The organism is Streptomyces spongiae, from assembly GCF_009377185.1.
Classification (GTDB): Bacteria; Actinomycetota; Actinomycetes; order Streptomycetales; family Streptomycetaceae; genus Streptomyces; species Streptomyces spongiae.
In genome coordinates this window covers 24906-45392 of the sequence record NZ_VJZC01000024.1, presented here as the reverse complement: position 1 = coordinate 45392, position 20487 = coordinate 24906, and the positions used below count along the sequence as shown (strand labels likewise).

Sequence of the window (20487 nt, the reverse complement as noted above, 5' to 3'; positions counted from 1 at the left end):
GGCTACGGCCCTCCGGGGCAGCAGCCCCCGTACGGTCAACCCCCCTACGGCTACCCGCAGCCCATCCCGCCCCAGCAGCCGCAGGCAGGCGGCGGCCCGGGTGGGCGGAAGGTCAACTCCCAGCTGGTCATCATCGTCGCGGCCGTCGCCGCCATCGCGCTGATCATCGGCGGTGGAGTCTGGTACGCCTCCTCCAGCGGCAAGGACGACGACAACAAGAACAACTCCGCCGACTCCGGCGGCACCGACGGCGGCGGCAACGGCACCGGCGGCACGTCCGGCGGCGGGGACACCGACGCCCAGGAGAAGGTGCCGTCCAGCACCGGCGCCGAGGTCCTGTTCCAGCTGCCCGCGCCGGACGTCAAGGAACGGACGCAGGTCGACAGCATCAAGGGCTCCTGGCTCACCGATTCGGTGTACGCCAAGGGCGGTGTCTACAAGATCGTGGGCTACGACCCCGACAGCGGCAAGGCCAAGTGGACGCTCCCGCTGGACGGTCAGACCTGCGCGGCCTCCCGTGAGGTCAGCGACGACGGGGTCGCCGTGATCGTGCACGAGGAGAAGAAGCGGGGCAGCAAGGCCGCCGCCGTCCAGCCCTGCAACAAGGTCACCGCCTTCCGGGTCGACGACGGCAAGAAGCTGTGGACGAAGAGCGCGGAGATCAGCGGCTCGGCCGTGACCTTCACCCAGGTGACCATCTCCGGCTCCACGGTGGCCGTGGGCGGCGTCTACGGAGGCGCCGCCTTCGACGCGGACACCGGCAAGTCCCTGTGGGCGCCGAAGGCGGGCGAGTGCGTGGACGTCGGCTACGCCGGCGGCTCCCAGCTGGTCGCGGTCCGCAAGTGCGGACAGTTCGGCGACGAGAAGTACGAGGTCCAGCTCCTCGACCCGAAGACGGGCTCCAGCAAGTGGAGCTACAAGCTGCCCGCCGGTATCGACAACGCCAAGCTGATCTCCACCAAGCCGGTCGTCTTCGGTGTGGACTCGGGCGAGATCACCGCCACCGGCTTCACCGACGTCTTCTCACTCGACGACAACGGCAAGCTCCGTACGAAGATCACGACGCCTAAGGGCAAGTACAAGTCCGACTGCGAGGTCAACGACGTCTGGAACTGCAAGGGCGTCACGGTCGGCAACGACAAGCTGTACGTGCCGACCGAGGAGCACGACGGCAGCGGGTACGCCCAGACCAACGAGATCGTGTCCTTCTCGCTGGCCACCGGCAAGCCCACCGGTGAGCGCGTCGACGCGGGCGACGGCTACGCGCTGTTCCCGATCCGCATGGACGGGCCGAACATCATCGCCTTCAAGGACGGCCCGTACAACAAGGGCGCCCAGGTCGTCTCCGTCGACACCTCCACGCTGAAGACCACCAAGCTCCTGGAGACCCCGGCCACCCGGGACGTGCTCACCGCGATCAGCAGCATGGTCCCGGACTCGGCCGAGATGCTCTACGCCGACGGGCGGCTCTTCATGAGCAAACAACTGGTCGGCAAGGCGTACTCACCCGACGAGAAGAGGTACGCGGCGCTCGCCTTCGGCGCGAAGTGATCCTCATTCGGCGCCGAGTAACCCCATGCGCCCCCGGGCCCCCTCAAAACGGCCCCGTCCCTGCTCAGGGGCGGGGCCGTGCACTTACCCCTCATCACTCTCGAATGGGAGGGATTTCGGTAATCCGGGGCACTTCTCCCGCAGAGGGGAAGCGCAACGTCGAACAAGCGTGTAGCTTCCGGGGGCATGAAGAGCGGGGGCGTCAAGGGGGATCTGTCCGTGGGGACCAATGGGCAGCCATAGTGGTGCATCCATTGGGGGGACTGGGGGGTTGGCTCGATGGGAGTGCGGCTCATGGTGGTCGACGACCACCGTTTGCTCGCCGAGGCACTGGCCTCGGCACTCAAGCTGCGCGGGCACAGGGTGCTCGCCGCGGCGGCGCCCGCCGCGGGGGCGGCGGAGCTGGTGATCACCCGGGCACCGGAGGTGTGCCTGTTCGGTACGGCGGCACCCGCCGAGCCGGGAATCTTCGATCCGGTGGTGCGGATCAAGCGGGAGCGTCCACAGGTGGCGGTCCTGGTCCTCGGGCCGGTGCCGAACCCGCGCGGCATCGCGGCCGCGTTCGCCTCGGGCGCGTCGGGCTACGTACGGCACGACGAGCGCATCGAGGGTGTCGAGCGCGCGATCATGAAGGCGAGGGCGGGTGAGTCCGCGGTGGCTCCCGCCCTCCTCCAGGGCGCCTTCAGCGAACTGCTCAACCCGGCGGCCCAGCCCGACGACGAGGGCCAGCGCCTGCTCCAGATGCTGACCCCGCGTGAGGTCGAGGTCCTGGTCCGGGTGGCCGACGGCGAGGACACCCGCCTGATCGCCGCCGGCATGGGCATCGCCCCGTCCACGGCCCGCACCCACGTCCAGCGCGTCCTGATGAAGCTCGGCGTCGGCTCCCGCCTGGAAGCGGCGGCCCTGGCGGCCCGCACGGGGTTGCTGGACAGGGCGGGCCCGCTGGCGCGCGCGACGGAGGGCCTGGAGGCGAGCCCCGATAGGGGCGCGGGGAACTGCGCGACCAGCCACAACAAACCCGCAGCCGACCAACAACAGAAAGTCCCGAGCTCTACGACCTCACCCGAACGTCAGCTTCGTCGTAGCCCACTCACTAGCCGCACTGATCACAGCGGTCCCCGCACCCAACGTCGCCGCCCCACCCTTGTGGAACTTGACGGTGCCGTCACTCGCCAGAGCCCAGATGTCGGGAATCCCGTCACCCGTGACGTCGGGCGAGCCGAAGACGTGGGTCGCGGGCACCGTGGCCGCGGGCCACCCCTCGGCGTACACCTCGTCCGCACCCGTCTTCGAGTTCGCCGCGGCCGACAGGGAGGCGAGGGTCGAGCCGCCAGCGCTGTCCTCGACACCGAAGCGGATGTAGAGCCGGCTGGAGGCACCGGAGCGCCACACCAGGTCGGGCGCGTCGTCCGTGTCGTGGGTGCCGACGGAGACCAGGTCACGCTCCGTCCACGCCGCCGAGGCCATCTTGGTGGCGGAGAGGAAGGTGACGCCCGTGTAGCCCTCGAAGGCCCACAGGGCGCCCGAGGCGTCGGTGGCGAACAGGTCCGCGCGGCCGTCGGAGTCGTAGTCGCCGACGATGATCTGGGTGAGGGTCGACGGGTCGGGTGCGCCCGAGGGCATCCTGACCTTCATACGGCCGGAGATGTCCACGCTGCCGTAGCCGTCGCCCGGGTACACGTACAGCTCGCCGTCCGGCATACGGGCGAACAGGTCACCGACCCCGTCCGCACCCGTCGCGTCGCCGCCGTGCGCGATCAGCGCCGGTTTGCCGTCCGCGCCCATCCAGTAGCCCGGCTTGTGGTCCTCGCCGTCCTCGTCGGGGTCGGCGAGAAGCGCGGTGCCGTTGTCGTGGGCGGCCTCCATGCCGGCGTGCAGGTCGCCGCTCGCGACCGCCGGGTACAGGTTCAGGTTGCCCGCGGACGTGATCGCGAACAGGTCCGGTACGGCGTCACCCGTGACGTCGCCCGGCTTGTCACCGGTGTCGCGGGGCGTGACGTAGAAGAGGTACTTCGTGCCGAGCGAGGGATTGCCCGCGCTGTCCACCGCCCGGACGTACAGCACGTTCGGGCCCGCGTTGGGCGTCTTCAGGGACAGCGTCAGGGAGGCACCCGCGGCGACCGCCTTGTTGCTCGCGTACGTCGTGGTGTTGAACGACCACTCGAACTTCGTGATGTCGGTGTCCTCGTCCGGCGCGAACGTGAAGTTCCCGGCCGTGCCGAACTTCACCTTCGACCACACCGAGCCGTCCTCGTCCGCCGCCGGGTAGTCGGTGGAGGCGACGATCGGTTCGTTCGGGACGCTGCTGTCGAAGATGAAGCGGCAGACGCCCGGATCGGCGGTGGGCGCGTAAGGGGAGGCCGCGCCGCTGGAGTCGATGGCGCGCACCCGCCAGGAGTACTGGTGGCCGTTGGTGAACTTGGACTTGGCGATGGTGGCGGAGGCCTTGCCCGCGCTGGTCACGGTGACGTTCTTGTCGAGGATCTTGTCGTCGCCGTACCCCGTGCGCCACAGCTCGAAGTCCAGGTACTCCAGGTCCTTCCGGGTGGAGGTGTCGTCCGCGTCGGAGGAGGCGGCCGACAGCGTCAGGTCGCGCTTGCCGACGTGGATGTACGGCGAGGTGCGGTCGCAGCCGCCGCCCGGCGCCTGGGCGAGCGAACTCGGCGTCTTCGGCTTGCGGTTGTAGACCAGGGTCAGCTTCGGCGCGCTCTCGCCCTCCGCCCGGAACTTCTTCCACGAGTACGCCGAGTCCTCGGTGCTGGCCTGCAGCCCGATCGTGAACTCCTTCCAGCCGCCGTCGGCCGCGTCCTGGGCGACCGACTTCGCGTCGTAGGTCACGTACGCGTCGGGGCAGGACGAGTTGTAGCCGTGCGAGAAGGACTTGGCGCCGATCTCCGCCTTCTTGTCGGGCTGGTTGTTCCAGGTGGTCTTTGAGGAGATGCCGCCGGTGTGGAACAGCTTCATCTCACGGGCCTGGCAGGACCAGGAGTACGTCTCGCGCAGCCGGATGGACGCGGACGACACATGGGCGCCCTTGATGCTGGTGGACCAGCCGAGCCGGAAGTAGGAGCGGGACAGGCCCCAACTGGTGGACTCGTAGCCGACCCGCGCCTCGGTGGTGCCGCTGTTGTAGTTGGCGCCGTCGTAGAAGCTGGAGTTCGGGTACTTCTTGTACGCCGTGGTCCAGTTCTTGGACTTGCCGTAGATCGTGGGGTCGATGAAGACCGGGTAGACCGTGTCCTTGTCCCCCAGGAGGTCGGCGTCGGGGACGAGGGACAGGCCGGTGGAGCCGGTGCCGGGCGCGCTCAGCTCGGCGTCGGCGAGGGCCAGATGGGTGCCGGGGTCGGCGCCCGCGAGACCGGGGAGGTCGAAGACCTCGTCGTCGGTCAGGGCGGTGGTCAGGGCGGTGGTCAGGCCGGTCCGCACCGCGCGGGTGCCCGCGTGCGCGGCCCGGGCGAGAGAGCCGTTCCCCTTCGACACGCTGCGGTACGCGGCCGGGTCGGCGGACGCCTCGGCGGGCGCGTCGGTGTCCAGCCCGTCCTCGGGCGCCGCGCTCTCCTCACCGGGCTCCGCGCCGGGCTCCTCGGAGTACGACGGCGCGGGCTCGGCGTCCTCCTCGGTCGGCTCCGGATCGTCGCCCTCGGTGACCGCGAACTTCCCGGCCGAGTCCCACAGGTAGGGGGTGGGGGAGACGGCGATGTCCTCGCCGTCGCGGTTCCGGCCGGTGACGACCTTCGTCACCGGGTCGAGGCGGAAGGTCAGATCCGGTGAGGACAGTCCGTACGACAGCTTCGTGAGCGCCGGGTCCGCCGCGGCCTCGGCGCTGTGCACGATCAGTACGTGGCTGAAGCCGCTGGCCTGCGCCGTCAGCAGCAGGTCGACGCCGTCGAACACGTTCCGGTACAGGGCGCTCGCCCCGCTGATCACCGGCTCGGGCAGCTCTCCCGGCCAGCTCAGCGTGACCTCGTGGCCGCCGCTGTTGAGGACGGCCAGTTCGGTGTAGTCCTCGGCGTCCGCGGCGGTCCGCACCGTACGCCCGTCGTTCGCGACGGTGTACACGGCGCTTCGGACACCACCCGTGTCGGTGGTGCCGGTGGACGCCTTGCGCGCCGAGGAACCTCCGCCGATCGCGCCGTCCCCGCCCTCCGAGAAGACCACGGGATCCGCGGCCGCCTTCGGGGCCCAGCCGCCGTCGACCTCGACGAGCTCGGTGTCGATGGGCTTCCAGGCGCCGTTCACCTTCGCCCGCACGGGAGCGCCGTACGCGACCAGCTCGAAGCGGCCGTCCGGGCGGGCGTACGTCGTGGAGGTCTCGTCGTGCAGCGCGGTCACCGCGACGCGCTTGCCGGAGGAGACCGCCCGCTCCAGCGCCGTGTCCTGGTCCACCGGCCGTGAGGCGGACTTCTTCGTGTCGGCCCGGGGGTCGGAGGGATCCGGATCGGCGAGGAGGGGAACGGTGAGCAGCCCGAGGCCCAGTGCGCCCGCGATGAGGGCGGCGACCCCCGCCCGGGCGCGTCTGGACGCGGGCATGCCGAAGCGACTTCGTTGCATGGTGCTGGGTCCCCTCCCCCTGAATCCCCGAGAACCGAGAATTCTGTGCATCCCCTTGAAATCTCTGCGCGGCCGGGCGTGGCGTGGCGTGGCCCGGGAAGGCGCGGACCAGAGCATGACCCATGCATGGGGATTGCGCCAGAGATTCCGGACTCTTTACCCGGCCCGGCCCGGTGAACGGATTGCCTGGCTCCGTTCGTACATCTATCTGTGCGCGGCCGCGGACGGGAGAGCTGCAGGAGTGAGCCGGGAGGTGCGAAGTGGGTACAGAGCGTCAAATCCCCCTCATTCGCGTCGACTTGACGGGCGTTTGACTCCCCTTTGACTTGATCGGCCAGAAATGATCATGTCTGACTGTCCTGTGGAAATAGCCTCCCAATAAACCCTGAACCCCGCTTCGCAGCAGAATTGCGCAATTGGCGAAGTGAGGTAAATCACCACCCTTTGGTGGCTTGTTGACTTTCCGTGAAGACGTGCCGGAGAGTTCGTGCTCGTCAAATGCAGAGAGCGGGGGGCCGCGCTATGTGGGGAACGCTGTCGTGGTGCGGCCGGGGACGGCTCGCGGGGAAACGTGCCGAGCGCCGGAGACGGGCGCGGCTGCGCGCCGGAGTGGTCGGCGCCGTCGCCGTCGCGCTCCTGGTCGGCGTCGTACCCGGTGCCTCCGCGCTGCCGCCCGACGACGACCGCAGCGGTGTCGACCTGGTCGACCTGCCCGCCTCCGACAAGGCCGAGGGCGAGAACGGCGGAAAGCTCGCCGAACTGACCACGGCCGAGGCCGAGGACCCGGCGGAGTACGACCCGGCCAAGGTCACCGCCCCCGCCGGCGGCACGGTGACGGAGAACCTCTCCGGTCTCACCCCCGGCGAGCTGGTGCCGGTCAGCCAGGACGGTGTGGACCTCCCCGTCGAGGTCGGCGCCCCCGAGGACGCCACCGCCACCGAGGCCGCCGCACTGGAGGGCGAGTGGCAGGTCTCCCTCGCGGGCCAGGACGAGCTCGCCGACACCGCCATCGAGGGCATGGCGCTCACGGTCACCCCGCCCGCCGAGGCAACCGGCGACGCCGTGATCGCCCTCGACTACACCGACTTCTCGGAGCTGTACGGCGCCAACTGGGCCGACCGGCTGTCCTTCGCCCAGTACCCGTCCTGCTTCCTGACCACCCCGGACACCGAGGGCTGCTCCGAGCCCACCGAGGTCAGCACCGACAACGTGGTCGACCAGACCGGCACCGACAGCGACGGCAAGCCGGTGTACGAGCGCCGCATCCTCGCCACCATGGACGTCGAGGCCCTGGCGGCCGGCGGCACCTCCACCGAGTCCTCCACGGATGCCTCCACCGCCTCCGCCTCTGACAAGGGCACGGTCAGCGACGCCGTGTACCGCGACGAACCCCAGGCACGCCTGGCCACCCTGGCCGCCGCCACCGCCGACGGCTCGGGCTCCTCCGTCCTGCTCGCCACCGACTCCGGCAGCGGCTCGAAGGGTGACTTCGGCGCGACCCCGCTGGTCAGCGCCGGTTCATGGTCGGCCGGCGGCAACTCGGGCGGCTTCACGTACTCGTACACGCTGCAGACCCCGACCGTCCCCGGCGGCCCCTCACCGTCCGTCTCCTTCGGCTACAACTCGCAGGGTGTGGACGGCCGTACGTCCGCCTCCAACAACCAGCCCTCCTGGATCGGCGACGGCTGGGAGTACAACGCGGGCTCCATCACCCGCACGTACAAGTCCTGCCGCGACGACCGGACGGACGGCAACAACACCAAGAAGACCAGCGACCAGTGCTGGGGCTCGTACAACGCGGTCATGACCCTCGGTGGCCAGACGACCGAACTGGTCCTGCCCGACGGCGCCGACCCCACGAGCGACAAGTGGGTCACCGCCAACGGCGACGGCTCCCGCGTCGAACTGCTGAAGAACACCGACCTCGGCAACGGTGACGCCGACGGCGAGTACTGGCGTGTCACCACCCGCGACGGCACCCAGTACTACTTCGGCCGCCACAAGCTGCCCGGCTGGGCGAGCGGCGACCCGACGACGAACTCCGTCCTCGCCGCCCCCGTCGCCGGCAACCAGAGCGGCGAACCCTGCTACAAGTCCGGTGACTTCGCCGGTTCCTTCTGCGACCAGGCATGGCGCTGGAACCTCGACTACGTCGTCGACACCGACGGCAACGCGATGACGCTGTGGTGGGAGAAGGAGACCAACTACTACGCCAAGAACGAGAAGTTCAAGGCGTCCGTCGCCTACGACCGCGGCGGCTACCTGACGAAGATCGAGTACGGCCTGCGCACCGGCGCCCTGTTCGCCGCCCCCATCGCCAAGGTCACCTTCGACGTCGACGAGCGCTGCTTCAAGGAGGGCGAACTCGCCTGCACCGAGGACAACTTCACCTCGGGCGACTTCGGCAAGAACCGCATCTGGTACGACACGCCGGCCGACCTGTACTGCGCCAAGGGCAAGGAGTGCTACGTCCCCGTCCCCACCTTCTGGTCGCGCAAGCGCCTCTCCCAGGTGACGACGTGGGCACAGCGCACCCAGGGCTCGACGGCCCTGGCCAAGGTGGACAGCTTCAAGCTCCAGCAGTCCCTGCCCGCCGACCTCACCGACGAGGGTGTGGCGCTGTGGCTGGAGTCGATCACCCGTACCGGCTACGACACCGAGAGCGAGGCGATCGCTCTCAACCCGGTCCGCTTCCTCGCCAACAGCCAGCCGATGCCGAACCGCGTCAAGGAGGGCTCGAACGACCCGAACCCCGCCTTCGACCGCCTGCGCATCACCCGGATCGTCAGCGAGTACGGCGGCGAGACCGACATCACGTACAAGTCGCCGGAGGGCGCCTGCAAGACGGGCAGCGGCTTCCCGGACGTCGAGGACAACAAGGGCCTCTGCTACCCGGTTTACTGGAACCCGGACCCCGACAAGGAGACCATCGACTGGTTCCACAAGTACGTCGTCGAGAAGGTCCAGGAACTGCCGGCCCTCACCGGGGTCGACGCGGTCACGACCGAGTACGACTACCTGGACGGCGCGGCCTGGGCGCTGAACCAGGCGGAGTTCAGCAAGAAGAAGACGCGCACGTACGACCAGTGGCGCGGCTTCTCCCGGGTCCGGACCTACACGGGCGCGGACTCCTCCACCGCCTACATGTCCACCGAGCGCGGCATGACGGAGACCCGCTACTTCCGCGGTATGCACGGCGACAAGCTGCCGGGCGACCAGGGCACCCGCGAGGTCACGGTCACCGACTCCAACGGCTCGACGATCGCGCTCGACAAGGAGCCCTTCGCGGGCCGGGTCGCCGAGACGATGACGTACACGAAGAAGGGCGGCTCCCTTCTGACCCGTGACGTCGACTACCCGACGGCCACGGTCCTCGCCACCCGTACCCGCTCCGGCGGCATCCCGGCCCTCAAGGCCTACCGCGTCCTGGACGGCCACAGCATCTCGGTGACCAACTCCTCGGGCACGGGAGACGACAAGCGCACCTGGCGCGTGCTGAAGACGTCCACCACGTACGAGGACACGTACGGCCTGCCCGTCAAGGTCGAGTCGCTCGGCGACACCGACAAGGGCGGGGACGAGACGTGCACCGAGATGAGCTACGTCCACAACACGGACAAGCACCTGATCGGCCTGCCCAAGCAGACGCTGACCACCGCCGGTGACTGTGGGGAGACCCCCACGGCCGAGGACTGGATGGACGGCTCGCGGGTCGCCTACGACAACGGCGCGTACGGCGACACCCCGGCCTCGGGCTCGGCGACGACGACCTGGGCGGTCAGCGGCAACGGCGGCAGCTGGACGCAGGACGGGAAGGTCGCGTACGACGACTACGGCCGCACCACGTCCACGACGGACGCGGCGGGCAACGTCGACAAGACCGCCTACACCCCCTCCACCGGCCAGGTGTACGAGGTCAGGACGACCAACGCGCTCGACCAGAGCGAGACGACCGTCCTGGAGCCGGCCCGCGGCGTGTCCCTGAAGGAGACGGACGCCAACGGCAAGACGACCACCTTCACCTACGACGCGCTCGGCCGCACCATGCAGGCCTGGGCCCCGACCCGGTCCACGTCCAAGTCCCCGTCGGCGAAGTTCACGTACGACACCACGATCGGCCAGCCGGTCTCGGTGACGACGGAGGCGCTGACCAAGGAGGGCGACTACGAGACCTCCACCGTCATCTACGACGGCCTGGGCCGCGAACGCCAGAAGCAGGAACCGGCGGTCGGCAAGGGCCGCCTGATCACGGACGTCCTCTACAGCGCCAACGGCACGATCGCCCAGACGAACAACGCGTACTACGCCACGGGCGACGCCTCGACGACGCTGTTCGAGCTGGACTCGGACTACCAGGTCCCCAACGCCACGCTGTACTCGTACGACGGCCTGGGCCGCACCCTGACGGAGACGCCGTACCTGCACGGCACCGAGAGCACGGCCAAGCAGACGCGTTACGCGTACGGGGACGACTACTCCACGGTGATCCCGCCGTCGGGTGGCGCGGTGCAGCGCAGCTACTCGGACGCGCAGGGCCGCACGACCCGGGTGGACACCTTCACGAACGCTGCCCGCACCGAGTACCGGTCGACGCGCTACACGTACGACTGGCGCGGGGACCGCGTGAAGGCGGAGGACTCCGAGGGGAACGAGTGGACCTGGCAGTACGACGCGCGCGGCCGTGAGGTCGAGGCGGTCGACCCGGACACGGGGACGACGTCCACGACGTACGACGTCCTGAACCGGCCGGAGACGGTCACCGACGAGAACGCCACGGTGTGGACGAAGTACGACAAGCTGTCCCGCCCGGTCGAGCAGCGCGAGAACTCCTCGACCGGCACGCTCCTGGCGTCCACGGAGTACGACACGCTGATCGGCGGCACGGGCCTGCCCACGTCGCAGACCCGCTACACGGACGGGCTGGCGTTCACGACGTCGGTGACGGGCTACACGGCGGACTACCAGCCGCTGGGCAAGCGCATCACGATCCCCGAGTCCGTCGCGACCGCGACCGGCCTGCAGAAGGAGTACGCCTACAGCTTCGACTACTCGGACTCGGGCCAACTGGAGTCGGTGAACCTGCCGTCGGTGGGCACCCTGCCCTCCGAGAAGCTGGTCATCCGCTACAACGAGGACGGTCTGCCGGTCTCGACGTCGGGCCTGGAGTGGTACACGGCGCAGACCTCGTACTCCCCGTACGGTCAGGTGCTGCGCACGGCCAGCGGTGAGCACCCCAACCGGGTTTGGACGACGAACCTGTTCGACGAGGCGACGGGTGAGCTGCAGCGGAGCATCGTCGACCGCGAGTCGACCAGCGACACGACGGCGGTGACGGGCCACCGGGTCAACTCCCGTGCGTACGCCTACGACCCGGCCGGCAACGTCACGTCGATCGCGGACACCTCGAACTCGGTGACGGACCGCCAGTGCTTCACGTACGACGCGCTGGGCCAGCTGACGGAGGCATGGACGGCGCCGTCGGCCTGCACGGCTTCCGGCAAGTCGACGGCGGCCCCGAAGTACGACGACGGCACGACCAACGTCACGGCGGCGAACGCGGGTTACTGGCAGACGTACGAGTACGACGCGCTGGGCAACCGCAAGAAGCTGGTCGAGCACGACCCGGGTCTGGACACGTCGAAGGACGCGACGACGACGTACACGTACGGGGCGTCGGACGGCACCCAGCCGCACACCCTCACGGGCATGTCCTCGACGTACAAGGCGGATTCGGGGGCGCAGGTCACCAAGGCGACGACGCTGGAGTACGACGACGCGGGCAACACGACGAAGCGGACGTACGACGGCGACGAGCAGGCGCTGACGTGGACGTGGGACGGCCAGGTCGACAAGGTCACGGGCTTCGGTGAGAACGGTTCGGGCGCGTGGAAGGGCCTGGCGAACAAGTGCCTGGACCTGGCGGGCGGTCTGACGACGGCGGGTACGGCGCTGCAGCTGTACACCTGCAACGGCACGAAGGCGCAGAAGCTGCGGATCGACGCGCCGGCGGGGGCGTCGGACCGTTCGACGGGCGCGCTGAAGATCATGGGCAAGTGCGCGGTGCCGTCGGCCGGCGCCACGGCGAACGGCACGCCGGTGGTGATCGCGGACTGCACGGGCGCGGACGCCCAGAAGTGGACGACGACCTCGACGGGCGCCCTGAAGCACGTGTCGTCGGGCAAGTGCCTGAATGTTCCGTCCGCGAACTCGGCGGACGGTACGGACCTTCAGCTGTACACGTGTGACGGTTCGGCGGGTCAGTCGTGGGTGCCGGACACGGTGACGCGGTACATCTACGGCGGTGACGGCACCCGTCTGATGGCCCTGTCGGCGACTGAGCGCACCCTGTATCTGGGTGAGGCGACGATCTCGCTGAACGCCAACAAGACGCCCGCGTTCACGGAGCGGTACTACTCGCAGCCGGGCGCGCCGACCGTGATGCGGCATGCGATCGGTTCGGGTGCGGCGGAGCTGTCGGCGCAGGTGTCGGACCAGAACGGCACGGCGTACGTCAACGTGAAGCTCGGCTCGGGCAACAACGTGAAGTTCTCCAAGACCGACCCGTTCGGTGTGGAGCGCTCGGAGAGTACGAGTTGGCGTTCGCACCGCAGTTATGTGGGCGGCGACGACGACGCGGCCGGCGGCCTGGTGCACCTGGGCGCGAGGGAGTACGACCCGACGACGGGCCGCTTCCTGTCCGCGGACCCGGTCCTGGACCTGGCCGACCCGGTCCAGATGAACGGCTACGTGTACTGCGAGAACAACCCGGTGACGTTCGCGGACCCTTCGGGTCTGGCGTCGGAGGGCGGCAACGGCGGCGGCTACGGCGGCCCGTCGGCCTCGGCGGAGTCGTGGGCGAAGAAGACGCTGAACACGTCCATCGCGGACGTCATCATGTCGGTCGGCTGGGCGGCCCTGAAGGACTTCGTCGGCTGGAACGACCTGGTCGGCTGCTTCTCCCGGGGCGACCTGTGGGCCTGCGGCAGCATGGTCGTCGGCGCGATCCCGTGGACGAAGCTGGGCAAGATCCCGGGTGTCCTGAAGGCGGCGGCGAAGATCGCGAGCGCGGTCAGCGCCCTGATGAAGGCCAAGGAAAAGGCCCGCAAGATCATCGAAATGGCCAAGAAGGCGCGGGAGTTGGCGCGCAAGGCCAAGGAGGCGAAGAAGCGAGCGGCGGCGAAGGCCGCGCAACTGAGGAAGAAGGCCCAGGAAGCAGCCACCCGGAAGGCGAAACGGGCGGCACAGAAGACCGGCAACACGGTCCAGAAGACTCAGAAGGCGGCAGCGAAGAAGGCGGAGCCGAAGCCGCGGCAAGCCAGGGCGAAGGAGGAGTCGTCGTCAGGAGGAGGTGGCGGCGGTAGCTGCTCCAAGGACGAGGCCAACAGCTTCACCCCCGGCACCCCGGTCTTGATGGCGGATGGCACCACCAAGCCGATCGAGAAGGTCAAGAACGGCGACAAGGTCCTGGCCACCGACCCGAAGACGGGTGAGACCAGCGTCGAGACGGTCACGGCGGAGATCAAGGGCGAGGGCGTCAAGCACCTGGTCAAGGTCACCATCGCGGTCGGCGACGACGAGAAGAGCGACAAGACCGCTGAGGTGACGGCCACCGATGGACACCCCTTCTGGGTCCCGGAGCTCGGCGAGTGGATCGATGCCAAGGACCTGAAGGCGGGCCAGTGGCTGCGCACCAGCGCCGGCACCTACGTCCAGGTCACGGCGATCGAGCGCTGGACAGCAGCTTCGACCACGGTCCACAACCTCACCGTCAGCGACCTCCACACGTACTATGTGCTGGCGGGAGCCACGCCGGTCCTCGTCCACAACTGCGGCGAGGTGGCAGTCGACACGAATGCTGTGACGGATGCGCTGTCTGGCGCCAGGACTGCTGAAGTGGACACTGCCTTGGCAGGGCGTGCACCCGTCCTTTCCCCGACGGCTCATCGCGAACTGCTCGAAGGCGGCCACTCGGCTGAGGACATCGGTGCCTGGCTGTCTGCGCGAGGAGGGCGAATGGGACCTGCTGCCACTAGCGAGGGTGTTGCTTCCCTGCAAGCTCGCCTCAAGGCCATGTGGAAGGGCAAGTCCTTCAATCCAATGATCGCTGATGATGATGCCGCGGTCTTGCATTCAGCGATACAGGACGGATTGTCTATCATCACCAACGACAAGAGGTTCTACAAGAATATCGAGAGGCTTGGGTATTCGAGTGAGCGATATTAGTAGGGCGTGAAGTGAGGGTGGCGCATTGATCGCTCGTGTGTCACCCTCAAGTGAGTAAGTGCGCCAGTAGAAGGTGGCTGTTGTATGCGTGAAGATGAGCTTGAAGAAATCCAGGATCTCTGCTCTGCAGCTACTCCGGGGCCTTGGTTCGTCAGGGCCTTGGATGATGACTCTGCCATGAATCTCGTCGCGGTAAGTGTCACTCCCGATACTGGTCGAGCCGAGAGGTGGCCGGAATTCGATCACCGGGAAATGGTGGCTGCGACGCTGGTGCAACATCCGCGCTATGTCGACTCTGGCGATGAGCGTTGGGATGAAAACGCAGCCTTCATTGCAATGGCGCGAGAGGCTGTACCGCGCCTCGTGGCTGAGGTTAGGCATCTTCGGGCTTTGTTGGCGGACCGGTGATGCGTTCGAGAATCCTGAAACCGTCGATCTTCTGTCGGCAGTCCGGCTTGCCATGAACCAGGGCCTCGAAGCGCGCTGAGTAATTTCTCCATGTACAGGTGATATCGGAGTCGCAGCCAGAAGGCTCCGCGTGAACCTGGGGTTGCTGGACGGGGAACACGTCGAATAGGTGCCCCGGAATCGGTAGGCGGGAATGGCCACAGATCTTGGGATGAGACACGGCAGGCGAGGAGCAAGCGTGCGTCGGCTGTGGGTGCAAGCGGCGGTCGCTTCATGCGTGTTGGTGTCCGCGTGCGATGTGACGAGCGGTGGTGGGGGTGGCGGCGACGGGCTGAACCTGAAGTCGCCGCAGCAGGCGAGTGCCAGCCCGGGTGCTGAAGCCGCGGGGCTGGGTGAGGCGGCTCTCGGGGGCGGGGATGCGAAGGGTTTTTCCGTGGCCGTACCCGCTGCCGGTGATGCGCTTGGGCAGCGGGACGTGCGGGTCACGGAGAACACCTGTGCGCCGGTGGCCTACGTCCTGTCGGGCACGGTTGTCGGGGGGCTGACGTCCATGGTGGTGCGTGAGGCGTCCGGCGAGGACGCTGCCGTGACCGTCGTGCTCGCGCAGTACGAGGGGGAGCGGGCACAGAGCGCGATGGACGACCTCAGCACGGCCGTCGCCGAGTGCGCCGGCGGCTTCACCGTGACCGTGGACGGTGACGAGCGGACGGTCGGGAAAGTCGCCCCGGAGATCGCGCCGCCGGGCGCCGATCAGGCGATGGCGCTGGGAGCGGTCGTCGAGTCGGGTGGGGTGAAGGCGCCGGTGAAGGTGGTCGTGTTCCGCAAGGGCGCCACGGTCGGCTACATCAGCGCCGTGCCGACGGGCAAGGCCGGCAAGGACTTCGCTGTTCCTCACGCCGTGGTCGATGCCCAGCTCGCCAAGCTCCAGTGATCTGACTTGGCTGTCTTCCTGTCAGTCTTGGCTCCGGGATGCCCGGAGCCGACTCCGTTTGAAGGCAAGTATCGAGGACCATCCTTGCCCAGAAGCACCCTCCACATCGTCGTGTCGGGCCTCCTGGCCCTGTCGTCTCCTTCCGCGTCGCGGCGGATGATGCTCACTGCAGCCGGAGCAGCCATGTCGCCACCGACCTGGTCGAGCAGCACATGGCTTCCTATGAACTCCAGATCACGGCAGGTCAACGACGTCACCGGTCACCGCCCCATGTGCTGTTCGCCGAAGGTGATGCGGCACGTGGATCGGGGCCAGTACGCCCGAGCTGTGGGCGCAGGTGTCGGATGGGTGAAAGGATGTTCAGTTCGTGATTGATATCAATGAGGCTGTCGAGCGGGCATCTGTACGAGAGACGGATGACCTTCAACGCGTGGGCGCATTGCTCCTGGTGAGGTACTGCAGCTTCTACCAGGACCCCAAGTTTTCCCCGTGGTTCGAACAGAGCCGCATGGCTCTGGCGAGCGTGGTGGAGGCGGCGAGGTCCATTCTCAGCCAGGGCGGCGGCAGCATCGACCTGGAGGAGATCAAGGATTCTCTGAGCGAGGTCCTTGAGGGCAGCGACCCTGACGGTCCGCCCTTCGAGACTGAAATCTTCGATCACCTGGTGTTCGCCGACGAGGTGCTTGAGTTCCTCCAGACACCGAACCGACCAGCACTTTTGTCCCGCGCCTTCGAGCACGCGGAAGAACTTGCCGAGGCGCACGAGGAGATGGGGCGAGCAGAGTACCCGTCCTCTGACTGGGAGCCCGCGGAGCTCGCAGCCATGGAGGCGGACGCTCGGACGCGCGATATGCAGGAAGACTTTGGCGGAGCCGTCGCCCTGACCAGAAGCGAGGAATTCGCGCAGGCTTACGCCGAGGTGATCGAGAAGTGCTATACGGCGGAGGACGCGGGTTCGGGAGCATGACGCTCGCTCCTGCAGGTAGTTCCTGCGAGAGCCTCTCCGATGGCTCCCCGGAGCCGGTCACCAGGGGCAAGAAGATCACCCTTCCGGGAAGATCACCCGAGCCAACTGGAACACCCGCAAGTGTGCCGGTTACAGCGGTCGCACGGTGAGCCTTCAGTTCCGTGAGAAGGGGGCGAGTTCCTTCACGACCGTCAAGAAGATCACCTCCAGCAGCACCGGCGGCCTCAAGACCACGGTCACCGCCTCCAAGGACGGTGACTGGCGCTGGGCGTACTACGGCAACTCGACCACCGGCAGTGCGAAGAGCGCCACCGACTTCGTCGACGTGCAGTAGTGGTCACGCCTCCGCCGGACACGGTTGGCCGCCGGGGGCACGACGCGGGTGGACAACAAGAACCATCCGCTTCAACCCCGCACAAGAGATGTGGGCGCTGAGTCTCCCGGCGGCTTTGGAAACGCGTGGTCGGCGCGGGCTTCCGTGGGACTCAGCGGACACTTGCTGTCACTGGCCGTGTGTCACGTCATGCGGAGGGTGCGGCGAGCCTGCCGAGTTTTATGCCCAGGAGGAGGCAGGCAAGGGGAGCGGGAGCGGTGGTGACTTCGGTGTGCGGGGTGTCGCTTTCGCGGAGGTGGATGATGCCGGGGGCAGCCGCCAGTTCGACGCAGGTGTTGCCTTCGCCACCACCTGAGAACGAGGACCTTTGCCAGTGCAGGGCGTGGTTCATGGGGCGCCTCACAGCTCCTTCGTCAAGCGGTGGATGAAGTCCCGTGACGCCGTGGGTTCCAGCGACGCTTTCTCCACTTTACGAAAGAGTGTTCGGAGTCGCTCCAACTGTGTTTCTGCATCGATGAACATGGTCCCTGTGGGGGCATCGCGGAGCCCGGTGTCCAGTTGGGGAACGGGACCGCCCATGTACATCATTGAGGCGTCGGACCCAGCGAAGCCGTCCTGGTCGGTCGGGATGACACGTACGGTGACGTGGCCCCGTTCGATCTGATCGAGGATGAGGCGGAGTTGAGTAAGGGATGCCCTGCGGTCGGCCACGCGGACGCGCAAAGCGAACTCATGGATGACCGTCTCGTACGGAGTTGGGCTGTCGCCCTCGATGACGGCGCGACGCTTCATCCGATGTTCGACCCTGGGAGCCAATTCGCTCTCAGGTAGCTCCGGACGCATGTACCTGAAGACCGCGCGCGCATAGTCCGGCGTCTGGAGGAGCCCGGGAACGTGGGTGATGACGACTTCCCGCAGGAACGTCGCATGGTGCTCTGCCTCGGCCACATCCAGGTTCACCTGGGGCAGGGCACCTCGGTACTCGTCCCACCAGCCACGCGTGCGATCGCCCGCCATTGCGACCAGCGCGTCGATCAACGCCTCGTTTGAACAGGCGTAATGGGCGGCGAGACGACGGATACGTTCCGCGCTGACGGCTGCGATGCCCGCTTCCACCTGACTCATCTGGCCCGACGTCGAGTTCAGAAACGCTGCCACCTCACGTGCCTTCAGCCCTGCGGCCTCGCGCAGCTTGCGCAGCTCGGTCCCCAGCCGCATCTGTCGCGCAGTCGGATGACTCCTTGGTGCCATGTGTCTCCCGTCCTCAACACCTCTGCTCCCGTGCCACGTTCGGGTGTCAGATTACGGCAGCAGGTTGCTGAGGCATAAATTGCTGCCCTACTGTCGGTGATGCGACGCACACACTGCGGAACGCCGGGATCCCGGAAGCGCACCACTCCGTCCTGCCATGACGGCTGCGGCAATGCCACCGCCCACGACCGCCGTACTCGACATCCGAGATCCCTCTTCCTGAACGGAGCTGCCCCATGCCCGAAACCGAGTCCCCCCAGCTGACCGGCGCCCCCTGGGAGTACTGGCTGCACATCCCCAACGACCCCCGTGCTGTCACCATCAGCCGCCGCACGCTTCGCCTGATCCTGACCATGCACGGCCTCATCCGCCTCGTCGACACCGCCGAACTGCTCGCCACTGAGCTGGTTTCCAACGCCGTACGCCACACCAAAGGCCCCGCAGCCCTCCGCGTGCTCTGGGCGGACGGCGTCCTGCGGATCGGCGCCTGGGACACGGACCCCGAACCGCCAGAACCTCCCTGCCGGGTGGATCAGCTCGCCGACCTGGATCTGGAGGATGGGCGCGGACTGGCTCTCGTCCGCTCCTGCGCCGACCTGTGGGGCTGGGAGCTTCTGTCCAGAGGCGGCAGCCGGGGCAAGTACGTGTGGTGTGACCTGGCAGCCGTAGCGAGCTGATCACGTCGGAGCCGGTCACGACTCGGTTCTGGACGCGCCGAGGAATGCGATGACGAGGCACTCGTACGGTCAGGAGGACGGCTCCAGACCCCACGTGCTGACGGGGGCGTGGGACGTCCAGGTCGAGAAGATCATGGGCTTGGTCCAGATGGCCCGGCATGTGTTCGCGGCCTGTGGGCTCCCTGCCACTGACCGGAACGGCGCCGTTCGCCCGGGTCGGATCGTCTGCCTGGCCAGCCTGTACGCGTCGACGGTTCCGCTGGACCCTGGCGGATCTGTCCGGTTGGATCTCGCGCGGGGAAGAGCGGGGGCGCTGGCGGATGACTGGGGAGTTCCTGGCGGAGTACGAGCATGAGCTCCTGGGAGAACGACACTATGCTGGTAGCCGTGACTGAGAGACGCAGTGGGACGACTGTCCCGGCTTCAGGTATAGGAGACACCTGTAGCCCCGGACGTACTGGTCACCCGGGTGCTTGCCTACGTCGTGCGGAGGCCCGGACCCAAAACGATGAGCATGACTCTGCGGGTCTCCGCTGGGCTCCGGCCCGCGAGCAGTTGCCGTGTGGTCTTGTTGAGCTGCGAGGGCCGGTCGCGGGCACGGTTGAGCTGCCGTTGCATGTGGCATGGTCGGGCCTGCGCAGCTTTGATCTCGCGGACGAGAAGTTGCTGCTGGGGATGTACCGGCTGGTCCTCGCCAACGGCCGCCATGACGACTTCGTCCAGTACCTCAATGGGGAGCTGCTGGCCTCGTACTGGCCGGTCCTGCGCAGGATGCTCGGTCGTGGCGTACGCACTGTCTGGGAAGACGCTCTACCCGAGCTGCGGAGCAGCGCCGCGTAATGCCGCTGCGGATGCCTGAGTACCATCGCCGTCTGCTGGAGGACGCGCTCGCCGTTGGGCGTCCCTTTGGACTCGCGCTGATGGGAGGATACGCGGTTCAGGCGCACGGCATCGTCAGCCGTCCCAGCCAGGATCTCGACTTCGCCACCGAGCACCGGGCGACGCTGGAGGAGATCATTGGCTCTCTGACAGGCGGGCTCAGCGCTCGTGGCTGGCAGATCACCCTCATCGACGTGACACCGCTGAAGGCCCGGTTCATCGCCGCGGACTCAGCAACCGGTGAGGCCTGTGAGGTGGATGTGTTGAAAGAAGTGTTGTGGCGTCCGCCGGTAGCGCTCCTGGACATCGGTCCAGTACTCGATCTCGAAGACTTGGTGGGTACCAAGGTGTGCGCGCTCGGCGACCGGGGGCTTGCACGGGACGCTGTGGATGTCCACGCGGCACGACACCTGTACAGCACTGCGGATATGGAGCGGCTGGGCGCCCGTCGCCCTGACGGGTTCGACTTGCAGGAGCTTCACGACCGTCTGGAGAGTATCGAGTGGATCAGCGACGCCGAGTTCGAGGCATACGGACTCGATGCCACGCGAATCCGCGAGCTGCGTTCCTGGGCCCAGGAATGGCTCGACGACCTTGCCCAGCGTCTGGCTGCGCAGTACGAGGAGCCGGACCCGGACTGATCACTTTCAGCGGTCATCCCCGGCACGGCGCAGAAGTTCCGTATCGATGCGGCAGTGGGCTCGGGTAGTGCGGT

General features: G+C 67.6%; 11 protein-coding genes and 2 pseudogenes. 10 read left to right on the top strand and 3 right to left on the bottom strand.

The features are described from left to right. Together FNH08_RS06400 and FNH08_RS06395 are read left to right on the top strand one after the other, a co-directional pair. The coding region (locus FNH08_RS06400) for an outer membrane protein assembly factor BamB family protein (RefSeq protein ID WP_228033937.1) at positions 1 to 1551 on the top strand (1551 nt) is incomplete at its 5' end. 279 nt (positions 1552 to 1830) lie between these two features. Then, positions 1831 to 2520: pseudogene (locus FNH08_RS06395) on the top strand (helix-turn-helix transcriptional regulator); the annotation flags it as partial. 90 nt (positions 2521 to 2610) lie between these two features. On the opposite strand, the gene FNH08_RS06390 reads toward FNH08_RS06395, so the two are convergent. Then, complete coding sequence (locus tag FNH08_RS06390; protein WP_152770257.1) at positions 2611 to 6081, bottom strand: DNRLRE domain-containing protein; 3471 nt, start codon at positions 6079 to 6081, stop codon at positions 2611 to 2613. A gap of 543 nt (positions 6082 to 6624) precedes the next feature. Here FNH08_RS06390 and FNH08_RS06385 point away from each other — a divergent pair. The 5 genes and pseudogenes from FNH08_RS06385 to FNH08_RS51640 all read left to right on the top strand — a co-directional run. Continuing rightward, on the top strand, positions 6625 to 14325 hold the full coding sequence (locus FNH08_RS06385) for a ricin-type beta-trefoil lectin domain protein (RefSeq protein ID WP_194238394.1): 7701 nt from the start codon (positions 6625 to 6627) through the stop codon (positions 14323 to 14325). 84 nt (positions 14326 to 14409) lie between these two features. Beyond that, positions 14410 to 14733, top strand: a complete 324-nt coding sequence (locus FNH08_RS06380) for a hypothetical protein (RefSeq protein WP_152770256.1) — start codon at positions 14410 to 14412, stop codon at positions 14731 to 14733. A 433-nt stretch (positions 14734 to 15166) separates the two neighbouring features. After that, entirely contained in the window at positions 15167 to 15664 is a 498-nt protein-coding gene (locus tag FNH08_RS06375; protein WP_152770255.1) for a hypothetical protein, read from the top strand. 367 nt (positions 15665 to 16031) lie between these two features. After that, on the top strand, positions 16032 to 16631 hold the full coding sequence (locus FNH08_RS06370) for a hypothetical protein (protein WP_152770254.1): 600 nt from the start codon (positions 16032 to 16034) through the stop codon (positions 16629 to 16631). Between the two features lie 38 nt (positions 16632 to 16669). Then, positions 16670 to 16965, top strand: a pseudogene (locus FNH08_RS51640) (hypothetical protein); the annotation flags it as partial. A gap of 187 nt (positions 16966 to 17152) precedes the next feature. Here the strand turns inward: FNH08_RS51640 and FNH08_RS06360 are convergent. Both FNH08_RS06360 and FNH08_RS06355 read right to left on the bottom strand, forming a co-directional pair. After that, on the bottom strand, positions 17153 to 17356 hold the full coding sequence (locus FNH08_RS06360) for a DUF397 domain-containing protein (RefSeq protein WP_152770252.1): 204 nt from the start codon (positions 17354 to 17356) through the stop codon (positions 17153 to 17155). A gap of 8 nt (positions 17357 to 17364) precedes the next feature. Continuing rightward, positions 17365 to 18216, bottom strand: a complete 852-nt coding sequence (locus FNH08_RS06355) for a helix-turn-helix domain-containing protein (RefSeq protein WP_152770251.1) — start codon at positions 18214 to 18216, stop codon at positions 17365 to 17367. Positions 18217 to 18452: 236 nt separating this feature from the next. On the opposite strand from FNH08_RS06355, the gene FNH08_RS06350 reads away from it, so the two are divergent. The 3 genes from FNH08_RS06350 (at position 18453) to FNH08_RS06340 (ending at position 20413) form a co-directional block, all read left to right on the top strand. Next, a complete protein-coding gene (locus tag FNH08_RS06350) occupies positions 18453 to 18893 on the top strand; it encodes an ATP-binding protein (RefSeq protein WP_152770250.1) in 441 nt (146 codons plus the stop codon). Between the two features lie 618 nt (positions 18894 to 19511). After that, positions 19512 to 19733, top strand: a complete 222-nt coding sequence (locus FNH08_RS06345; RefSeq protein WP_322723850.1) for a hypothetical protein — start codon at positions 19512 to 19514, stop codon at positions 19731 to 19733. A gap of 5 nt (positions 19734 to 19738) precedes the next feature. Next, complete coding sequence (locus FNH08_RS06340; protein ID WP_152770263.1) at positions 19739 to 20413, top strand: nucleotidyl transferase AbiEii/AbiGii toxin family protein; 675 nt, start codon at positions 19739 to 19741, stop codon at positions 20411 to 20413. The last annotated feature ends 74 nt before the right edge of the window (positions 20414 to 20487 follow it).